This is a genomic window from Collimonas arenae (assembly GCF_000786695.1).
Lineage (GTDB): Bacteria > Pseudomonadota > Gammaproteobacteria > Burkholderiales > Burkholderiaceae_D > Collimonas > Collimonas arenae_A.
This window is the reverse complement of record NZ_CP009962.1, coordinates 3,684,744-3,701,853: the sequence shown is the minus strand read 5'-3', so window position 1 is coordinate 3,701,853 and position 17,110 is coordinate 3,684,744. Positions and strand designations below refer to the sequence as shown.

Genomic DNA, 17,110 nt, shown 5'->3' with positions numbered 1-17,110 from the left:
ATACATTTGGCAGAGTCAGTGAAGATAATATGCTAGATGTCATCGATGGACTAGGGGCGGTTAGTTCTCCGATACATCCGGAGTCTTTTTTAGGGAGGCCATGATGGTATGCAGTATCAATTTAAGTGTCGTGGCCGCAAGTGAAGATGGAAAAATCAATTTTTCTGACTGCTGTGAGATTTTTGTCCATGCCTTGGTAGATTCTGAGATTGGGCCTAACGGAGGGGAAGGGGACATATCTTTGGCGATTAATCTCAAACGTCAAAATTTGGATGACATATTAGGTCTGTATATCGACGGTGAACGCAATATTGACACTCTTCGGCTTTATTGTGAAATGGCGTTGAATCATTACAGAGCAAAAATATTGGAATGAAGTATGAACGTTCACCAACCTGCAATAGAAGCGTTCCGTCGAATCACACATCGCTCAAGTTCGTCGATGAATCATGCTCAGCAGCCGTGTAAAGGACCATGCACCAAGTCATCCCCATTTGTCTAAAATATCGCAGACGTGCGCGAATACGCCTATGGGCTTAGAGTCGAACTTCGACGAGGATTTTCTGCTTTGCGTTACTAAAAATGACAAACACCCCTTGCCTCTAGTTGTACATGCTGTTTTTTCATGGGTCAGCTTCGGTGTTCTGGTATGGTTGCGGCTGCCTTGTCTAAAGTACTCACTATCGAATGAAAACACGTATTTTGATTTACCCCGAATTTGCTGTTCCCGCGGATTTGCGTTTGCAAGTATTGAAATTACAGGAAATAGAATGGCCGACTGCTGAAGCCATCGTTCTTCAAACAATACATGACCCTGATTTACGTCCACTCTCATTGATACTGGTTGCTGATGGTAGAGTGCTCGCCGCACTAGATATTCTGTCTAAGGACATCGACCATCTGAACCAGCGCTATGCGGTAAGCGGATTAAGCTGTGTAGTTACTTCCTCGGACGTTCGAGGTAAGGGCTACGGTCGGAAGCTTGTCGTCGCCGCACGAAATGAAATGGAAAAGAGCGCTGCCGATTTGAGTCTCTTTACCTGTGATCGACCACTTCAGAATTTCTACGAAAGTTGTGGCTGGCAAGTGTTAACCGAAGCGCCGCTTATTGGCGGCACGCCGGACAGCCCATTTCCAAGCGATCAGTTCGATAAGGTAACGATGGCATATTTTTTTTCCGATAAAGCTACGCGGAATGCGCAAGCGTTCAATCATTGTCGCATTGCTCTGTATCCCGGCGAAGTCGATCGACTCTGGTAACCGAGTTCGACTGCCTGAATCTCTTTCTATGGCACATTGATTAGCTACAACGGTTGGAGCCAGCCATGTCGAAAATGCTCCGTCGTAATCAACCAAGACCACGAACCAAGGGAAACATGAGTTGAAAACTGTATTCGATATTTGTCGTTATTACCCCTAAAGTACCTGTGTTACAGGTTCATAGCCTATCAGAATCTGTACTGGATGCTACTGGCCGAGTAGGCTACAAAAAAGCCCATTGCAATTATGGGCCATCTTCCGTCTTTCCTACTGAGCAGCGGATTAGAAGCAAGACGGCGCTGTTTCGACGGGGCCTTCTGTACAATAAAATTCGCCTTTTTTGTTGAAGCCAACTGCGCATCCGCAGAGGGCGAAAAGTAATGCCAAAGCCATGGCTATAATCCCGAACCTAAATTTCATTTAGAACCTCTCTTGTCTACAGAATTTTCACGTCACACAGTAACTCTTCCAAATTTATTTACCTCACCCATTTCAGTTAGGCGAGAGAATGTCGCAGCCTAAACCTGGGTCGCGCTACCTTGCACGGTCGTCTTGAAAGTAGAATCGATCGGCGTGCCATGCTCGTCGATCCACACGGCCTCGTATCTTTATCGTTCCGAGTTTTGCAAACGCTTTATCGACCTAAGCCTTGATCACTGAATAAGGCTCAGGAATGCAATCCTTATCGTTACATCTTACTGCCACTTTTGACAGCTTTACGGTGAGCTATTTTAGATCCCATACTTGGGTAGTGGGCCGAACTTTGTTCTAAGCGTTGTCAAAAATGTCGTTGCTTGGCTGACTGATGCCTGAAATAGCGTCAAGAAGACTTTTAACGGGATTGGTAGCTGGATTTCGGGATGGTTTTAACAGCGTAGCGGACGCCACTCTGCCTTTGTTTTGTTCGGGGATGTTTGTTGTTGTGTCGATTGATGTAGAGATATTTAAAGGCCTCTTCACGAATCACCCCGGATTTCCGAATCACTAATTCGAAAGAAAGGAAACCGCAATGACTATTACCAGTAAAGATTGGCACGCATGCCTGGTTCGATAGACGCGCCTCTCCTTTTTTAAATTCGATTATTGGTTCTTGATCTTGCGCCACAGTGTGGTGCGGCTGATGCCGAGGTATTTGGCTGCTGCTTCGCGGTTGCCGCCGAAGCGGGCCAGAACTTGTGTGATGTTTTCAGCCTTCTCTGGTGCGGCGCTTGTGGTTGCTGGCGCGATTGCAGGTGTTGGCATCGAAGCCTGGATAAATTCCGGTGCGACGCTGATGATGAAAGCGGGAGACAGCGCCTGTAGCGGTTCTGCCGCAAGGAACAGCGCCAGTCTTTCCATCAGGTTGCGTACTTCGCGCGCATTGCCGGGCCAGTTATGGGCGCTGAGCAAGGGTGCGCAGGCGACGATCTCGGCGTGCAGGTTCGGATGCGGCCGGGCGCCCAGGGCGGCCAGTGCTTTTTTCAGGCACCATTCGGCCAGTGCGATCAGGTCGTCGGGGCGCTCGCGTAGCGGCGCCAGCGTCAGGCGCAACACGGCCAGACGATAAAACAGGTCGGCGCGGAAACGGCCTTCGCGAATGCGCTGTTCCAGGTCGCAATGGGTGGCGCTGATGATGCGTACATCGACCGGAATCGGCCGGGTGCCGCCGACGCGTACTACTTCGCGTTCTTCCAGCACCCGCAGCAAGCGGGTTTGCAGCGTCAGCGGCATTTCGCCGATTTCATCCAGAAACAGCGTGCCGCGATGAGCCGCTTCGAACAGGCCGGCGTGCCCGCCGCGGCGTGAGCCGGTGAATGCACCTTCTTCATAGCCGAACAATTCCGACTCCAGCAGCGATTCCGCAATCGCGCCGCAGTTGACCGCGACAAATGGCTTGTTGCCGATGAGCGCGCGCGGATTTTCACGGTGAATCGCTTGCGCGACCAGTTCCTTGCCGGTGCCGGTTTCGCCCTGGATCAGCACCGTTGCCTGCGATTTGGCGTACAGCACGATCGATTGGCGCAGGGTTTCCATTGCCGGCGAATCGCCGCGCAAGTCGTTGACGCCATGTTTGGCGCGCAGCGTGTCGGCCACAGGTTTGCTGCGGCTATGGCTCGATTCGAGTCGCGTCAGGTGCGCGATTTCCAGCGCATCGTCGAAGGCCTGGCGGATCGATGCGGCGGAATAGACGAATACTGCCGCCAGCCCGGCTTCTTCAGCAAGGTCGGTGATCAGGCCGGCGCCGACAATCGCCTTGACGCCGCTGGCCTTGAGTTCGTTTATTTGCGCCCGCGCATCTTCTTCGGTTGCATAGTCGCGTTGCCGAATGTTAATGCCGAAGGCATTCTGGAATTCCTTGAGCGCCGGCATCGTCGACTGGTAAGTGATAATGCCGATGTCGGGAGTGATCCGGCGTGCGCGTGACAATGCCTGCAGCACATCGAAGCCGCTGGCCTTGGCAATCACGACCGGTACCGATAGCCGGCTTTTCAGATAGGCGCCGTTGGAACCGGCGGAGATCACTGCGTCGCAGCGCTCGGTTTTCATCCGTTCACGTATGTAGCGCACGGCCTCGTCGAATCCCAGATCGATAGGTTCGATCGTCGCGCGGTCGTCGTATTCCAGCGTAATGTCACGAAACAGGTCGGACAGGCGCGAGACAGAGACGGTCCAGATTACTGGTTTGTCGCCAGGGTTGCCGGCATCGCTGGCATCACGTCGGGCAGGGGCTGGGGATGGCATGTTTCAAATATGTTTAATGGATGCGTTTCAATGTTTGTGAATGTAACACGAGATGAAACGTTTTTTTGCTTGTCTAGACATTTTGGCGATTTGATTTTTTGTCATTTTGTTTCGTAAATCATTATTTTTATTGATTTATTTTAATTTTCAGGGTCCCTGTCCGGTTTTCGCATTTTGCTTGGCACAGTGATTGCTGTATATCTATAAAGTCCCAGTGCAGACATCTGCATGAAACAAATTTGCCATCCATCAGGAGAAGACATGAGTCAATATTCCGCAGGCGCGGCCTTTCGCAAGGCAGTACAAGAAGAGTCCCCGTTGCAGGTGATCGGCGCGATCAACGCGAACCACGCGTTGCTGGCCAAACGCGCGGGTTTCAAGGCGATTTACCTGTCTGGCGGCGGCGTCGCTGCCGGTTCGCTTGGCTTGCCCGACCTCGGCATCTCCAATCTGGACGATGTGCTGACCGACGTGCGTCGCATCACCGATGTCTGCGACCTGCCGTTGCTGGTCGATGTGGATACTGGTTTCGGCGCTAGCGCATTTAATGTCGCGCGTACCGTCAAATCGATGATCAAGTTCGGCGCCGCAGCGATTCACATCGAGGACCAGGTCGGCGCCAAGCGCTGCGGCCATCGTCCAAACAAGGAAATCGTCAGCAAACAGGAAATGGTCGACCGTATCAAGGCGGCAGTCGATGCCCGTACCGACGAGAATTTCGTGATCATGGCGCGTACCGATGCACTGGCAGTCGAAGGACTGGAATCCGCGCTGGATCGTGCGATGGCCTGTGTCGAAGCTGGCGCCGATATGATCTTCCCGGAAGCGATTACAGAGCTGGCGATGTACAAGCAGTTTGCCGCCGCCGTCAAGGTGCCGGTGCTGGCCAACATCACCGAATTCGGCGCTACGCCGCTATTTACGGTAGAAGAGTTGAGGTCAGCCGATGTCGGTCTGGTGCTGTATCCGTTGTCGGCCTTTCGTGCAATGAACAAGGCAGCCGAAAACGTGTACACCGCAATCCGCCGCGACGGTACCCAAAAGAATGTGGTCGATACCATGCAGACCCGCATGGAATTGTATGACCGGATCAACTATTACGATTTCGAGCAGCATCTGGATGCCTTGTTTGCGGCCCAGAAAAAATAAGACAACGCCTTAGTTACCTATTAATTACCGCGTCATTAGACCAATTCATTACACCGATTCTTTTCCGCCAGGAGATAAAAAAATGAGCGAAGCACAAGTACCCGCACAAACATCCGCTTTCAAGGTAAAAAAATCCGTCGCGCTGTCTGGCGTGACCGCAGGTAACACTGCGCTGTGTTCCGTCGGCAAAACCGGCAACGATTTGCACTATCGCGGCTACGACATCCTGGATATCGCAGACACTTGCGAGTTCGAAGAGATCGCTTATTTGCTGGTGCACGGCAAGTTGCCGACGGCTGCCGAACTCAAGGGCTACAAGGCAAAACTGAAATCCTTGCGCGGCTTGCCAGCCAGCGTCAAGGCCGTGCTGGAAGCGCTGCCTGCTGCATCGCATCCGATGGACGTGATGCGTACCGGCGTCTCTGCGCTCGGCTGTACCTTGCCCGAGAAAGACGACCACAATGCGCCGGGCGCACGCGACATCGCCGACCGCCTGATGGCGTCATTCGGCTCCATGCTGCTGTACTGGTATCACTTCAGCACCAACGGCAAGCGCATTGAAGTCGAAACCGATGACGACTCCATCGGTGGCCATTTCCTGCACTTGCTGCATGGCGTGAAGCCATCCGCTGCCTGGGAAAAGGCGATGCACGTCTCGCTGATTCTCTACGCAGAACATGAGTTCAATGCGTCTACCTTTACCAGCCGCGTGATTGCCGGCACGGGCTCTGATTTTTACTCTGCGATCACCGGCGCGATCGGCGCCTTGCGCGGCCCCAAGCATGGCGGCGCAAATGAAGCAGCGTTCGAGATCCAGAAGCGTTACGACAATCCGGATGAAGCAGAAGCAGACATCCGTAGCCGGGTGGAGAACAAGGAAGTCGTGATCGGTTTTGGCCATCCGGTGTATACAGTGTCCGATCCGCGTAACAAGGTCATCAAGGAAGTCGCGCGCAAGTTGTCAGTGGAAGCCGGTTCGACAGCGATGTTCGATATTGCCGAACGCCTGGAAACGGTGATGTGGGATATCAAGAAGATGTTCCCGAACCTGGACTGGTTCTCGGCTGTCTCTTACCACGTGATGGGTGTGCCGACAGCGATGTTTACGCCATTGTTCGTGATTTCCCGCACTTCCGGCTGGGCCGCGCACGTGATCGAACAGCGTATCGACAACAAGATTATTCGTCCTTCGGCCAATTATGTCGGTCCGGATAATTTAGAGTTCGTCCCTATCGGGAAACGCTAGTCGTTTGAGCAGGAATACCGGCCCGGATGCCTAGCCGTCCAGGCCGGCGCAAGCAAAGCCTGAAGCCAGCCCCTGATCGCCACTCTTTTTTTTGACTGAACCATGAACACAGCAAACCGTAAACCACTGCCCGGCACTCAGCTTGATTTTTTCGATACACGGGCCGCGGTCGATGCCATCCAGCCTGGCGCCTACGACAAGCTGCCGTACACCTCGCGCGTGCTGGCTGAAAACCTCGTGCGCCGCTGCGATCCGGCGACGCTGACCGCATCCTTGCAACAGTTTATCGAACGCAAACGCGATCTGGACTTTCCATGGTTCCCGGCCCGTGTGGTGTGTCATGACATTCTGGGACAGACCGCATTGGTCGATCTCGCGGGTCTGCGCGACGCTATCGCCGCCCAAGGCGGGGACCCCGCCATGGTCAATCCGGTCGTGCCGACGCAGTTGGTGGTAGACCACTCGCTGGCAGTTGAATGCGGTGGCTTCGATGCTGACGCATTCGATAAGAACCGCGCCATCGAAGACCGTCGTAACGAAGACCGCTTTGACTTCATTAACTGGACCAAGAAGGCGTTCAAGAACGTCGACGTGATCCCGCCGGGTAACGGCATTCTGCACCAGATCAACCTCGAGCGCATGTCGCCGGTGGTGCAGGTAAAAGATGGCGTTGCCTTCCCGGATACCTTGGTTGGTACCGATAGCCACACCCCGATGGTGGATGCGCTGGGCGTGATCGCCATCGGCGTGGGTGGCCTGGAAGCTGAAAGCGTGATGCTGGGCCGCGCCTCGTGGATGCGCCTGCCGGACATCATCGGCGTTGAGCTGAAAGGCAAGCCGCAGCCGGGTATCACTGCGACCGACATCGTGCTGGCGCTGACCGAGTTCCTGCGCGCGCAGAAGGTCGTCTCCTCTTATCTAGAGTTCTACGGTGAGGGCGCTTCCCATCTGACGCTGGGCGACCGCGCGACCATTTCCAACATGGCGCCGGAGTTCGGCTCCACCGCCGCGATGTTTTACATCGACGAGCAAACCATTAAATACCTGAAGCTGACCGGTCGCGACGATGCGCTGGTCAAGCTGGTGGAAATCTATGCCAAGGAAACCGGCCTCTGGGCCGACAGCCTGAAGAACGCCGAGTACGAGCGCGTCATCACGTTCGACCTGTCCTCCGTAGTGCGTAATATTGCCGGACCATCCAATCCGCACAATCGGGTGCCGACCTCCGAGCTGGCTGCACGCGGCATTAGCGGCAAGGTAGAGAATGAACCCGGTCTGATGCCAGACGGCGCTGTGATCATCGCCGCCATCACCAGTTGCACCAACACTAACAACCCGCGCAACATGATTGCCGCTGGTTTGCTGGCGCGCAACGCGAACGCCCGTGGCCTCACTCGCAAACCTTGGGTAAAGAGCTCGCTGGCGCCAGGCTCCAAGACAGTCGCGTTATATCTCGAAGAAGCAAAACTGTTGCCGGAACTGGAAACACTCGGCTTTGGGGTCGTGGCCTTTGCCTGCACCACCTGCAACGGCATGAGCGGCGCGCTGGATCCGGTCATCCAGAAGGAAGTGTTGGAGCGCGATCTGTACGCGACCGCGGTCCTCTCCGGCAACCGTAACTTCGACGGTCGTATCCACCCGTACGCCAAGCAAGCGTTCCTTGCCTCGCCGCCGCTGGTGGTGGCTTACGCCATTGCCGGCACTATCCGTTTCGACATCGAGAAAGACGTCCTGGGTATCGATGCCGATGGCCACCCTGTGACCCTGAAGGACATCTGGCCGTCTGATGAAGAAATCGATGCCATCGTCGTTGCCAGCGTGAAGCCAGAGTTGTTCCGCAAGGTCTATGAGCCGATGTTCGCGGTGGTTGCCGATACCGGCGAGAAAGTCAGCCCGCTGTATGACTGGCGTCCGCAGACTACCTACATCCGCCGCCCGCCGTACTGGGAAGGGGCACTGGCTGGCGAGCGCACGATGACAGGCATGCGTCCGCTGGCGGTGCTGGGGGACAACATCACTACCGATCATTTGTCGCCGTCGAACGCCATCATGCTCGATAGCGCGGCGGGTGCGTACCTCGCCAAGATGGGGTTGCCTGAGGAGGACTTTAACTCCTACGCGACGCATCGTGGCGATCACCTCACCGCCCAGCGCGCCACCTTCGCCAACCCGACTCTGAAGAATGAAATGGTGCGCGAGGGAGGGCAACCGAGTGGCAAGGTCAAAGCGGGTTCGCTGGCCCGCGTCGAACCGGATGGCAAGGTACTCCGCATGTGGGAAGCCATCGAGATTTACATGGAACGCAAGCAGCCGCTGATCGTGATCGCCGGCGCCGACTATGGCCAGGGTTCCTCGCGTGACTGGGCAGCCAAAGGCGTGCGGCTGGCGGGTGTGGAAGTGATCGTGGCTGAAGGCTTTGAACGCATCCACCGCACCAATCTGGTCGGTATGGGCGTATTGCCGCTGGAATTCAAGCCTGGCGTCAATCGCAACACGTTGAGCATCGACGGCACGGAAACCTTCGACGTGATCGGTGAACGGACTCCGCGTGCAACGCTGACGCTGGTCATCAATCGCCAGAACGGCGAACGGGTGGAGGTGCCGGTGACCTGCCGTCTCGATACTGCGGAAGAAGTGTCGATCTACGAAGCAGGCGGCGTGTTGCAGCGTTTCGCTCAGGACTTCCTCGAATCCTCATCGGTCTCGGCTACGGCTGCGGCCGTCTGACGCAGCATTTATTCATTGTGATTCTGTGCGGTACAGGGATGTGCCGTACAGACTAACCAGGACAATATCACCATGGCTCACGTACCTCAGATCAAGATTGCCGCTACCTATATACGCGGCGGCACCAGCAAAGGGGTGTTTTTCCGCCTTCAGGATTTACCCGAAGCAGCGCAGGTGCCGGGGGCTGCGCGTGACGCGTTACTGCTGCGCGTTATCGGTAGCCCGGATCCTTACGGCAAGCAGATCGACGGCATGGGCGGGGCGACCTCGAGCACGAGCAAGACGGTCATTCTGTCCAAGAGCGGCAAGCCCGGTCACGACGTCGATTACCTGTTCGGTCAGGTAGCCATCGACAAGGCATTTGTCGACTGGAGCGGTAACTGCGGTAATTTGTCCGCAGCGGTTGGTTCATTCGCAATCAGTAGTGGCCTGGTTGATGCTAGCCGTATTCCGCAAAACGGCCTGGCGACTGTGCGTATCTGGCAGGCGAACATCGCCAAGACTATCATCGCCCATGTGCCGGTCACCAATGGCGCTGTGCAGGAGACCGGGGATTTCGAGCTCGACGGTGTGACCTTCCCTGCAGCAGAAGTACAGCTCGAATTCATGGCCCCGGCAGCCGACGAAGAGGGCGGAGGCGGATCAATGTTCCCCACTGGAAATCTGATTGACGACCTTGATGTTCCGGGAGTCGGCACGCTCAAGGTCACCATGATCAATGCGGGCATCCCGACCATTTTCGTGAACGCAGAGGCGCTCGGCTACACGGGCACCGAGTTGCAGGACGCCATCAACGGCGATACCGAGGCATTGAACAGGTTCGAGACCATTCGTGCGCATGGCGCATTACGCATGGGGCTCATCAAGCACATCGACGAAGCAGCCAATCGCCAGCATACCCCGAAGGTGGCCTTCGTCGCCAAGCCAACCGGTTACGTTTCCTCCAGTGGCAAGCAGGTCGCCGCCGTCGATATCGACTTGCTGGTACGTGCGCTGTCCATGGGCAAATTGCATCACGCTATGATGGGGACGGCAGCCGTCGCCATCGGCACAGCGGCTGCGATACCAGGCACGTTGGTGAACCTCGCCGCAGGCGGAGGAGCGAAAAGCGCGGTGCGCTTTGGGCATCCTTCAGGCACTTTGCGGGTGGGTGCGGAAGCCAGCCAGGAAAACGGCGAATGGAGTGTGACCAAAGCCATCATGAGCCGCAGCGCCCGCGTGCTGATGGAGGGATGGGTGCGTGTGCCCGGCGATGCGTTTTGAGTATACGTTGAAAATTTACTAAAAACCTTCTCAAGTTATCGGTTGTATTATTATTATGGTTCCGTTGTAGGAAATACTGAATGGAAGCCCGATATGGCTTCCATTTTTGCTTTCCGCCTCCTGAATTTCTCGCTGCTTTTATTTCGTCGATAAAAAATCAATAAAAGGGTATTGAAAATCACTCGGGCATCGCCATATCGATATTGTCTTCTCCAACTCTCCCTAAGTTTTGGATTTAACCCGCTACCGCGAGGCAGGCGGGTTTTTTTTGTCCAAATGCTTCGTATCTGTTCACGATGGACCCTTTGCAAGGGGAGTGAAACAGTTTTTCGGCGACTCCGCGAAGGGACTTCGATTTGATAATATGCGTTGGTGTTGTCATTTGGAAAAATGCTAGTCGTGTTCATGCCAACTATGACAGATGCCGCCATGATGATAAAACTGAATGAATTGCTGGTGCGCCTGTGAACCTGACTGTCGATTTCGATTCAAGTACTACCATTGGCTTAAGCTTTTGTTTTTTCGCTTCTCGCGAAAGCGGTTTTTTGTTTGCCTTTAACTGGTGTCCGCCAGAGTCCGGTCAATATTGAAATGGCTTTTTCTAACTCCTTGGAGAGTGAATGAAATTTATGCATGAGCAGTCAGAGGATGGTGTCACCGAGCGTCTTTTTGACTTGACCGTCGCCGGCGCGCTGGTGCCAGGTGTGCTTTGGACGCCTGAAGCGGCTGCAGGTCCGCGGCCGTTACTGTTGATAGGACATGGAGGATCGCAGCACAAACTGTTTTCGCCACTGGCGGCCTACGCAAAAAATTACGCAAGGGCTTTCATTATGCTGTGGTGATGATCGACGGGCCTGGCCATGGCGCGCGGACCACGCCGGAACAGAGCGCTGGTTTCGGTGAAAAAGTCCGGCAGCAGATGAGTCGCGGCGAAGGTCTTGGCGGTGCGATTTTGGAGCAGATGACACAATGGGCGGTTCAGGCAAAACCTGAATGGCAGGCGGTTCTGGATGCCGTGCAATCTCTTGACTTCGTCGGCAGCGACGGGCCGGTGGGCTATCTTGGACTTTCGATGGGGGCGCTGAGCGGCATTCCGTTGGTCGCTGACGAACCGCGGATCAAGGCTGCGATATTTGGCCTGGCTGGTTTGCATGAGGGTAGCCATGGATTGGCAGAGGCGGCCCGAAAGCTCAATGTTCCAGTCGAGTTCCTGTTGCAATGGGACGATGAAATGGTGTCGCGGCAAGCTGCCATGGCGTTGTTCGATGCCATCGGATCGGCGGAGAAGACGCTGCATGCGAATCGCGGCGGGCATGGCGGCGTACCGCCCTTCGAACGTTCTGGCTGGATGCAGTTTTTCAGCCGTCATCTGGGACCGGCGGTCATCTCGTCGTAACGTCGGCCCAGCATTCTTAAGGCATGCGCTTCCAGATCGAATAGGCCATGGTGTCATTGCCTGATGCCGCGGCCGGCACCGAGTAGCTCACGACGCCGTTCTTGATCGTATAGTCACGTATTTGTTGCGTTCCTTCCCAATCAGAAGATTTTTCATGGTTTGATTTATTCTGTGGCGTCAGCCTTTGGCCACCAACATAGGCTGGCCATGCGTTCCTGTCGCTGAAATCCCAGGGATTCGTAAAGCCTGGCAGCGTGATGATTTTCATCGGCAACCATCACCAGCCTTGCTGCGTGCCTGAACGCATCCTCGGCAACATGATGTACAAGGGTTCGGCAGATTCCCCGGTTGCGATACTGCGGGTGTGTAAAAATTGCTTGAAAGCGGCCGGATTCTTCAGTGAAGAAGAGGCCGAGATTGGCGACCTGCTTATCTTCGACAAACGCACCCCACCAGTTGCCTTGGTTGTCGCGGATCATTTTCTGGTACATCGCTTGCAACCCGGATAGATGGCTCAGGAACTCCCGCTCGGGAAAGTGGCCAGCGTTTTCGGCAATCTTCATTGCCGTCCAGTCGGACCAATCAGCAGAATGCATGTAGGGGCGGATCGTGATTTCCCGATTTTTTTGATTTGGCGCGATCAGATCCGCAGGCTGAGCAATGAGAACGGCGCTTTCATGGAAGTCATAGCCGGCTTGGATAAATGCATCAAGCGTCACCGGCGAATCTTCAAGCACCGGCCATAGAAAAGTGCGATGCTTGATCAGCGGCGGCAGCCCGACCAGATTGCCAAAATCGGTTTCCAGCTTTGGACGGTCTTGATTGTGTGGTGCGCGCTCAAGCAATAACAGGTTGCCAAAGTAGTAATCGGGAGAGTCGGGGGTCTGCACCACCGTGTATTCCGCGTGTTCCGTGATTTCTCCCTTGACGCTATTGAACATGAGTTCAGTCAAGATGCCCCAGTGCGGAGATTTCTTTTCTTGATTTTTCATCGTGAAATAAATGTGGGCAAGCGGGCGCAGTCATTCCTCCGGCAAAATTGGGGGTAATTCAGATGAGCTTTTTTCTTGCGTTTGTCACGTCAATACTGCGCTAACATAAGCTAATCATTAATCACCTAGCCATCTAACGCGTCCGATGATTTCTGCACCGAAGAAAGCGCTGATTGTCATAGTGGTCGCATGCATCCTGATTGCGTTGGCTATTTTTCTCAGCCTTGCCTACGACAAGCGCAAATGGATAGAGTCATGCGTAAGCGGCAATGAGCTTTTCAGCAAAGAACAGACCGTGCAAATTTGCGAGCTACAGTACGTTAAATCCCAAAAATAGGGCCACGCGAAGGGATCGGTCTAGGCCGGATCAGGCCTGCGTTAAGTTACAGGACGACACAAGACAACTGGCCATGCTGCCGATAAGCGGGCTGACAAAAGAAAATGGGAGCACATTGCTGCTCCCATCTTTTGATTTTGCCGATTGCTCGCGATTGATTCGTTCCGACAGGACGAATATCGCTACAGACTTAAGGTCCCAGCGAATCTTTGGATAACTTGATTTTTATGCTTAACTGACGAAAAATTCTTAGGCTCTCCGTAAGTTATCGTTCATCAAGGATTCTGGATGTTGGACGCTTGCTTGCCTTTAGGGCCGTCCGTCACGTCGAACTTTACTTTTTGACCTTCTTTGAGCGTCTTGAAGCCGTCCATCTGGATAGCGGAGAAGTGTGCAAACAAATCTTCACCACCGCCGTCAGGCGTAATGAAACCAAAGCCTTTGGAGTCATTGAACCACTTAACAATACCTGTTGCCATGATAATCTCTCGAATAATTACACATCATATTAGTGCCAAAGCGATAAGCTTTTCACTAACTAATTTACACACGATCAAACTTTATAGTGTGGCCACGCACTCAGACTAATAGCGTAAAGAGGTCGCTTCTGTACGCTAACCAACTTAAGCCAGTTCGTCAATAGTGAATATGCATCGATAGTGTTGTTTTCATACCAATTCTGCGCCAGGCATGATGAAAATTGAATGGCGTGCGAGGCGCTTACGGCCACCCGCGTCGTTTCGCTGTCAGCGGACAGTGGCCAGAGTTTGTAAGAATTGTTCTCGCCACCAGTGCACATCGTATTGGCGGATATTCGCCAGCAGAGCCTTGTGGCGCGTCTGACGCTCAGCCAGCGGCATTTGCAAGGCGCGCTGGATTGCTTGCGCAGTGCCGGCAATATCGTAAGGATTGACCAGCAGCGCCTCCTTCAATTGTTCTGCCGCGCCAGCGAAACGGGAAAGAACCAGAACGCCCGGATCGGTCTCATCTTGCGCTGCAATAAATTCCTTGGCGACCAGGTTCATGCCATCGCGCAGCGGCGTCACCAGCGCGACATCGCAAGCGCGGTACAAACCGGGCAGCCGTTTGCGCGCGACGGTGCGATGAATGTAGCGTATCGGCATCCAGTCGAAATCGCCGTAATTGCCATTGATTGCGCCGCACAGGCTTTCCAGCTCATGCTGAATATCGGCATAGGCGTCGACGTCTTCGCGACTCGGCGAGGCAACCTGGAGCAAGGTCGCGCTATGCTGGTTTTCAGGATATTCGCGCAATAGCTCATTGAAAGCGCGTATCCGCTGCGGCAGGCCTTTTGAATAATCCAGGCGGTCAACGCCGATCAGCAAACGGCGTCGCGAATATTCGGTGCGGGTATTCTCAAATGTCTCGACCGCTTCGCGCGCAAGACCCATGCGTTGAAAATCATCGACATCGATCCCGATCGGAAAGGCGCCCGCCTTGACAGTGCTGTTGAAGGCGCGGAATTGGCCGGCGCCGATGGTTTCAGCGGTGGCTTCTGCTTTGACGTAATGCGAGAAATTCAGTAGATCGGCCTCGCTCTGGAAGCCTACCAGATCATACGCGAACAGCGCCCGCATCAACCATTCATGGGAGGGAATCGCTGCCAGAATCTGTTGCGGCGGCAGCGGGATATGCAAGAAAAAGCCGATCCGGTTGTCGCAGCCCATCGCGCGTAACTCAGCCGCGAGCGGGATCAGATGATAATCGTGGATCCAGATCAGATCGTCCGGCTTGAGTAGCGGCATCAGTTTGCGGGCAAACAGATGGTTGACGCGGCGGTAGCCGTTCAGATAACCGGATTCCAGGTGGGCCAGGTCGAGCCGGTAATGAAATACCGGCCACAGCACGCCGTTGGCATAGCCGCGATAATAGGCATCGTGATCTTCCTGGCACAAATCCATTTCGACTAGTGTGACCGGACCGGCTTGGTGCACATGCATCTCGCCTTCGCCGGGGGTACCTTCCTTGATTATGGTGCCGCTCCACCCGAACCAGAGGCCGCCGGTTTTTTGTAGCGTTTCGCCCAGCGCGACAGCTAGGCCTCCTGCCGCGGGTTTACGCGGATCTGCAAGCCGGTTGGATACTACGACCAGGCGCGACATAAACAGGTTCCTTTCTCGGTATTGAACACTAGGAAGGGTTGAGGTTGCCTGGCCTAGCTAGATAGCGCTCTCCCAGGCAACAGACAGGCGCATGGCGCAATTGATGATGCCGACCATGGAATAAGTCTGCGGAAAATTACCCCACATCTCGCCCGTGACCGGATGTGTATCTTCCGACAGCAGCCCGAGATGATTACGTGCCGCCAGCATGGCTTCGAAAATCTCGCGCGCCTGCTCTTTCCGACCGATGCGGGCCAGCGCATCGATGCGCCAGAAGGTGCAGATATTGAATGCCGTTTCGGGCCGGCCGAAATCGTCTGGCGCTTCGTAGCGTCGCATGTAAGGGCCGTCGCATAGATACTTTTCGAGCGTGTCGACGGTGGCGATGAATCGTTCATCGGTAGGCGCCACCAGACCGACTTCGACCATCAACAGCACGCTGGCGTCGAGGTCGCGGCCACCGAAACTTTCGGCATAAGCTTGCCGTTCTTCATTCCAGGATTCGGAGAGGATGCGCTCGCCGATCGTCGTTGCCCGCTGTTGCCAGTAGCCGGCGCGATCCGGCAGCTCCAGCTTGGCGGCGATCTTGGCCAGGCGGTCGCAGGCAGCCCAGCTCATCAACGCCGACGAGGTGTGGATCCGCGACCGGGTGCGCAGTTCCCACATGCCGGCGTCCGGCTGATCGTAGAGTGTGAACGCGCGTTCGCCGACGGCTTCCAGATGCGTAAACTGTTCTACGCCGGAACGGTGCAGCAGGCGTTCATCATGAAACGATTGCGCCGCGCCGAGGATGATATTGCCGTAGACGTCGTGCTGGAAATGCTCGTAGGCCTGGTTGCCGACTCTGACCGGCGCATGATGGCGATAGCCGGGCAGGTGGTCGAGTATCACTTCAGGCAAGGCTTGTTCCAGGCCGATGCCATACAAGGGCTGGACATGGCCGCCGGCGCTGCGCACCACGACATTGCCGAGCCAGCGCAGATAGTCTTCCATGGTGCCAAGCTCAGACAGGCTGTTAAGCGCGCGCACCACAAAGAAAGCGTCACGTAGCCAGCAATAACGGTAGTCCCAGTTGCGTGCGCTGCCAGGCGCTTCTGGAACGCTGGTCGTCATGGCGGCGATGATCGCGCCGGTGTCTTCGTACAACGATAGCTTGAGCGTAATCGCAGCGCGGATCACAGCCGCTTGCCATTCCAGCGGCGTAGCTAGTGTCCGGCTCCAGCCACGCCAGTAAGTCAAGGTCTCTTGTTCAAGATGACGTGCTGTATCGCTGATGCCCTCGCTCATGGTTTCATCGGGGCCGAGTATGAAGTTGAGCGGACGGCTGACGACGAATGCGGTTTCAGTCAGAACATAGCTGAGCGGAGCGTCGGTATTGAGGCGCAATGTCTGTGTCGCACCGTTGTAGCGTATGTGATTGCTGCCGCGTGTGATGACAGGTATTTCGCGGCCCCAGTCGAAACGCGGGCGCAGCAAGACGCGCAGGCGCGGCGCGCCTTTCAGCGGCTGTATGCGGCGGACGATGCACAACGGCCGGAAGAAGCGGCCGCGGCTGGCAAAGCGCGGTGCAAAGTCGGTGATCTCCACGCCTTGTCCCAGCGTGTCGAACAAGCGTGTGTGCAGCACCGCAGTATTGGGTTCATACCATTGCTCGCTATGCGAGAAACTCTCCAGTTGGAAACTCCAGATGCTGCCGTCGGCGGTCGGGTCGAGCAGGGCGTTGAATACAGGGTCGCCGTCGAAGCGCGGCAGGCAGCACCAGACGATACGCCCCAGTTTGTCGATCAGGGCGTTAAATGAACAATTGCCGATAACGCCGAGGTCGAGTGAGGAAGTAGAGGGGATTGCAGCATCGGCGACCGACATTGCCGTGGAGAGCGTGCTCATGACTTCTTT

At 55.1% G+C, this 17,110-nt stretch carries 13 protein-coding genes; 8 read left to right on the top strand and 5 right to left on the bottom strand.

The window, feature by feature from the left end:
* Nucleotides 1–100 precede the first annotated feature (100 nt).
* Nucleotides 101–376: a hypothetical protein gene (locus tag LT85_RS16240; RefSeq protein ID WP_038490714.1), complete on the top strand. Its 276-nt coding sequence runs from the start codon at nucleotides 101–103 to the stop codon at nucleotides 374–376.
* 311 nt (nucleotides 377–687) lie between these two features.
* Complete coding sequence (locus tag LT85_RS16235) at nucleotides 688–1,260, top strand: GNAT family N-acetyltransferase (RefSeq protein ID WP_038490711.1); 573 nt, start codon at nucleotides 688–690, stop codon at nucleotides 1,258–1,260.
* Between the two features lie 1,080 nt (nucleotides 1,261–2,340).
* Here the strand turns inward: LT85_RS16235 and prpR are convergent.
* On the bottom strand, nucleotides 2,341–3,981 hold the full coding sequence (gene prpR, locus LT85_RS16230; protein WP_038490708.1) for a propionate catabolism operon regulatory protein PrpR: 1,641 nt from the start codon (nucleotides 3,979–3,981) through the stop codon (nucleotides 2,341–2,343).
* A gap of 261 nt (nucleotides 3,982–4,242) precedes the next feature.
* Between prpR and prpB the strand changes: the two genes are divergently transcribed.
* The 6 genes from prpB (at nucleotide 4,243) to LT85_RS16205 (ending at nucleotide 11,762) form a co-directional block, all read left to right on the top strand.
* The gene (gene prpB / locus LT85_RS16225) at nucleotides 4,243–5,130 is read left to right on the top strand and encodes a methylisocitrate lyase (RefSeq protein ID WP_038490705.1); all 888 of its coding nucleotides are present in this window, start codon (nucleotides 4,243–4,245) and stop codon (nucleotides 5,128–5,130) included.
* Between the two features lie 82 nt (nucleotides 5,131–5,212).
* Nucleotides 5,213–6,376, top strand: coding sequence for a bifunctional 2-methylcitrate synthase/citrate synthase (gene prpC, locus LT85_RS16220; protein WP_038490703.1), 1,164 nt, complete (start codon nucleotides 5,213–5,215; stop codon nucleotides 6,374–6,376).
* Nucleotides 6,377–6,478: 102 nt separating this feature from the next.
* The gene (gene acnD / locus LT85_RS16215) at nucleotides 6,479–9,103 is read left to right on the top strand and encodes a Fe/S-dependent 2-methylisocitrate dehydratase AcnD (RefSeq protein WP_038490700.1); all 2,625 of its coding nucleotides are present in this window, start codon (nucleotides 6,479–6,481) and stop codon (nucleotides 9,101–9,103) included.
* Nucleotides 9,104–9,175: 72 nt separating this feature from the next.
* The gene (gene prpF / locus LT85_RS16210) at nucleotides 9,176–10,366 is read left to right on the top strand and encodes a 2-methylaconitate cis-trans isomerase PrpF (protein WP_038490697.1); all 1,191 of its coding nucleotides are present in this window, start codon (nucleotides 9,176–9,178) and stop codon (nucleotides 10,364–10,366) included.
* 620 nt (nucleotides 10,367–10,986) lie between these two features.
* A complete protein-coding gene (locus LT85_RS26955; protein ID WP_216595021.1) occupies nucleotides 10,987–11,208 on the top strand; it encodes a hypothetical protein in 222 nt (73 codons plus the stop codon).
* The gene (locus tag LT85_RS16205) at nucleotides 11,208–11,762 is read left to right on the top strand and encodes a lysophospholipase (RefSeq protein WP_216595020.1); all 555 of its coding nucleotides are present in this window, start codon (nucleotides 11,208–11,210) and stop codon (nucleotides 11,760–11,762) included. The genes LT85_RS26955 and LT85_RS16205 overlap by 1 nt, the downstream gene beginning before the upstream one ends.
* Nucleotides 11,763–11,926: 164 nt before the next feature.
* On the opposite strand, the gene LT85_RS16200 is transcribed toward LT85_RS16205, so the two are convergent.
* The 4 genes from LT85_RS16200 to LT85_RS16180 form a co-directional block, all read right to left on the bottom strand.
* Nucleotides 11,927–12,754: a GNAT family N-acetyltransferase gene (locus LT85_RS16200; RefSeq protein WP_038490694.1), complete on the bottom strand. Its 828-nt coding sequence runs from the start codon at nucleotides 12,752–12,754 to the stop codon at nucleotides 11,927–11,929.
* A 612-nt stretch (nucleotides 12,755–13,366) separates the two neighbouring features.
* Nucleotides 13,367–13,570 (bottom strand): cold shock domain-containing protein CspD, encoded by a 204-nt coding sequence (gene cspD, locus LT85_RS16190; protein WP_038490688.1) that lies wholly within the window; start codon nucleotides 13,568–13,570, stop codon nucleotides 13,367–13,369.
* A 267-nt stretch (nucleotides 13,571–13,837) separates the two neighbouring features.
* The gene (gene otsA / locus LT85_RS16185) at nucleotides 13,838–15,214 is read right to left on the bottom strand and encodes an alpha,alpha-trehalose-phosphate synthase (UDP-forming) (RefSeq protein ID WP_038490686.1); all 1,377 of its coding nucleotides are present in this window, start codon (nucleotides 15,212–15,214) and stop codon (nucleotides 13,838–13,840) included.
* Nucleotides 15,215–15,271: 57 nt separating this feature from the next.
* Nucleotides 15,272–17,101 carry a glycoside hydrolase family 15 protein gene (locus LT85_RS16180; RefSeq protein WP_038490683.1) on the bottom strand — a complete coding sequence of 610 codons (1,830 nt, stop codon included), beginning with the start codon at nucleotides 17,099–17,101 and terminating at the stop codon, nucleotides 15,272–15,274.
* Between the last annotated feature and the right edge of the window lie 9 nt (nucleotides 17,102–17,110).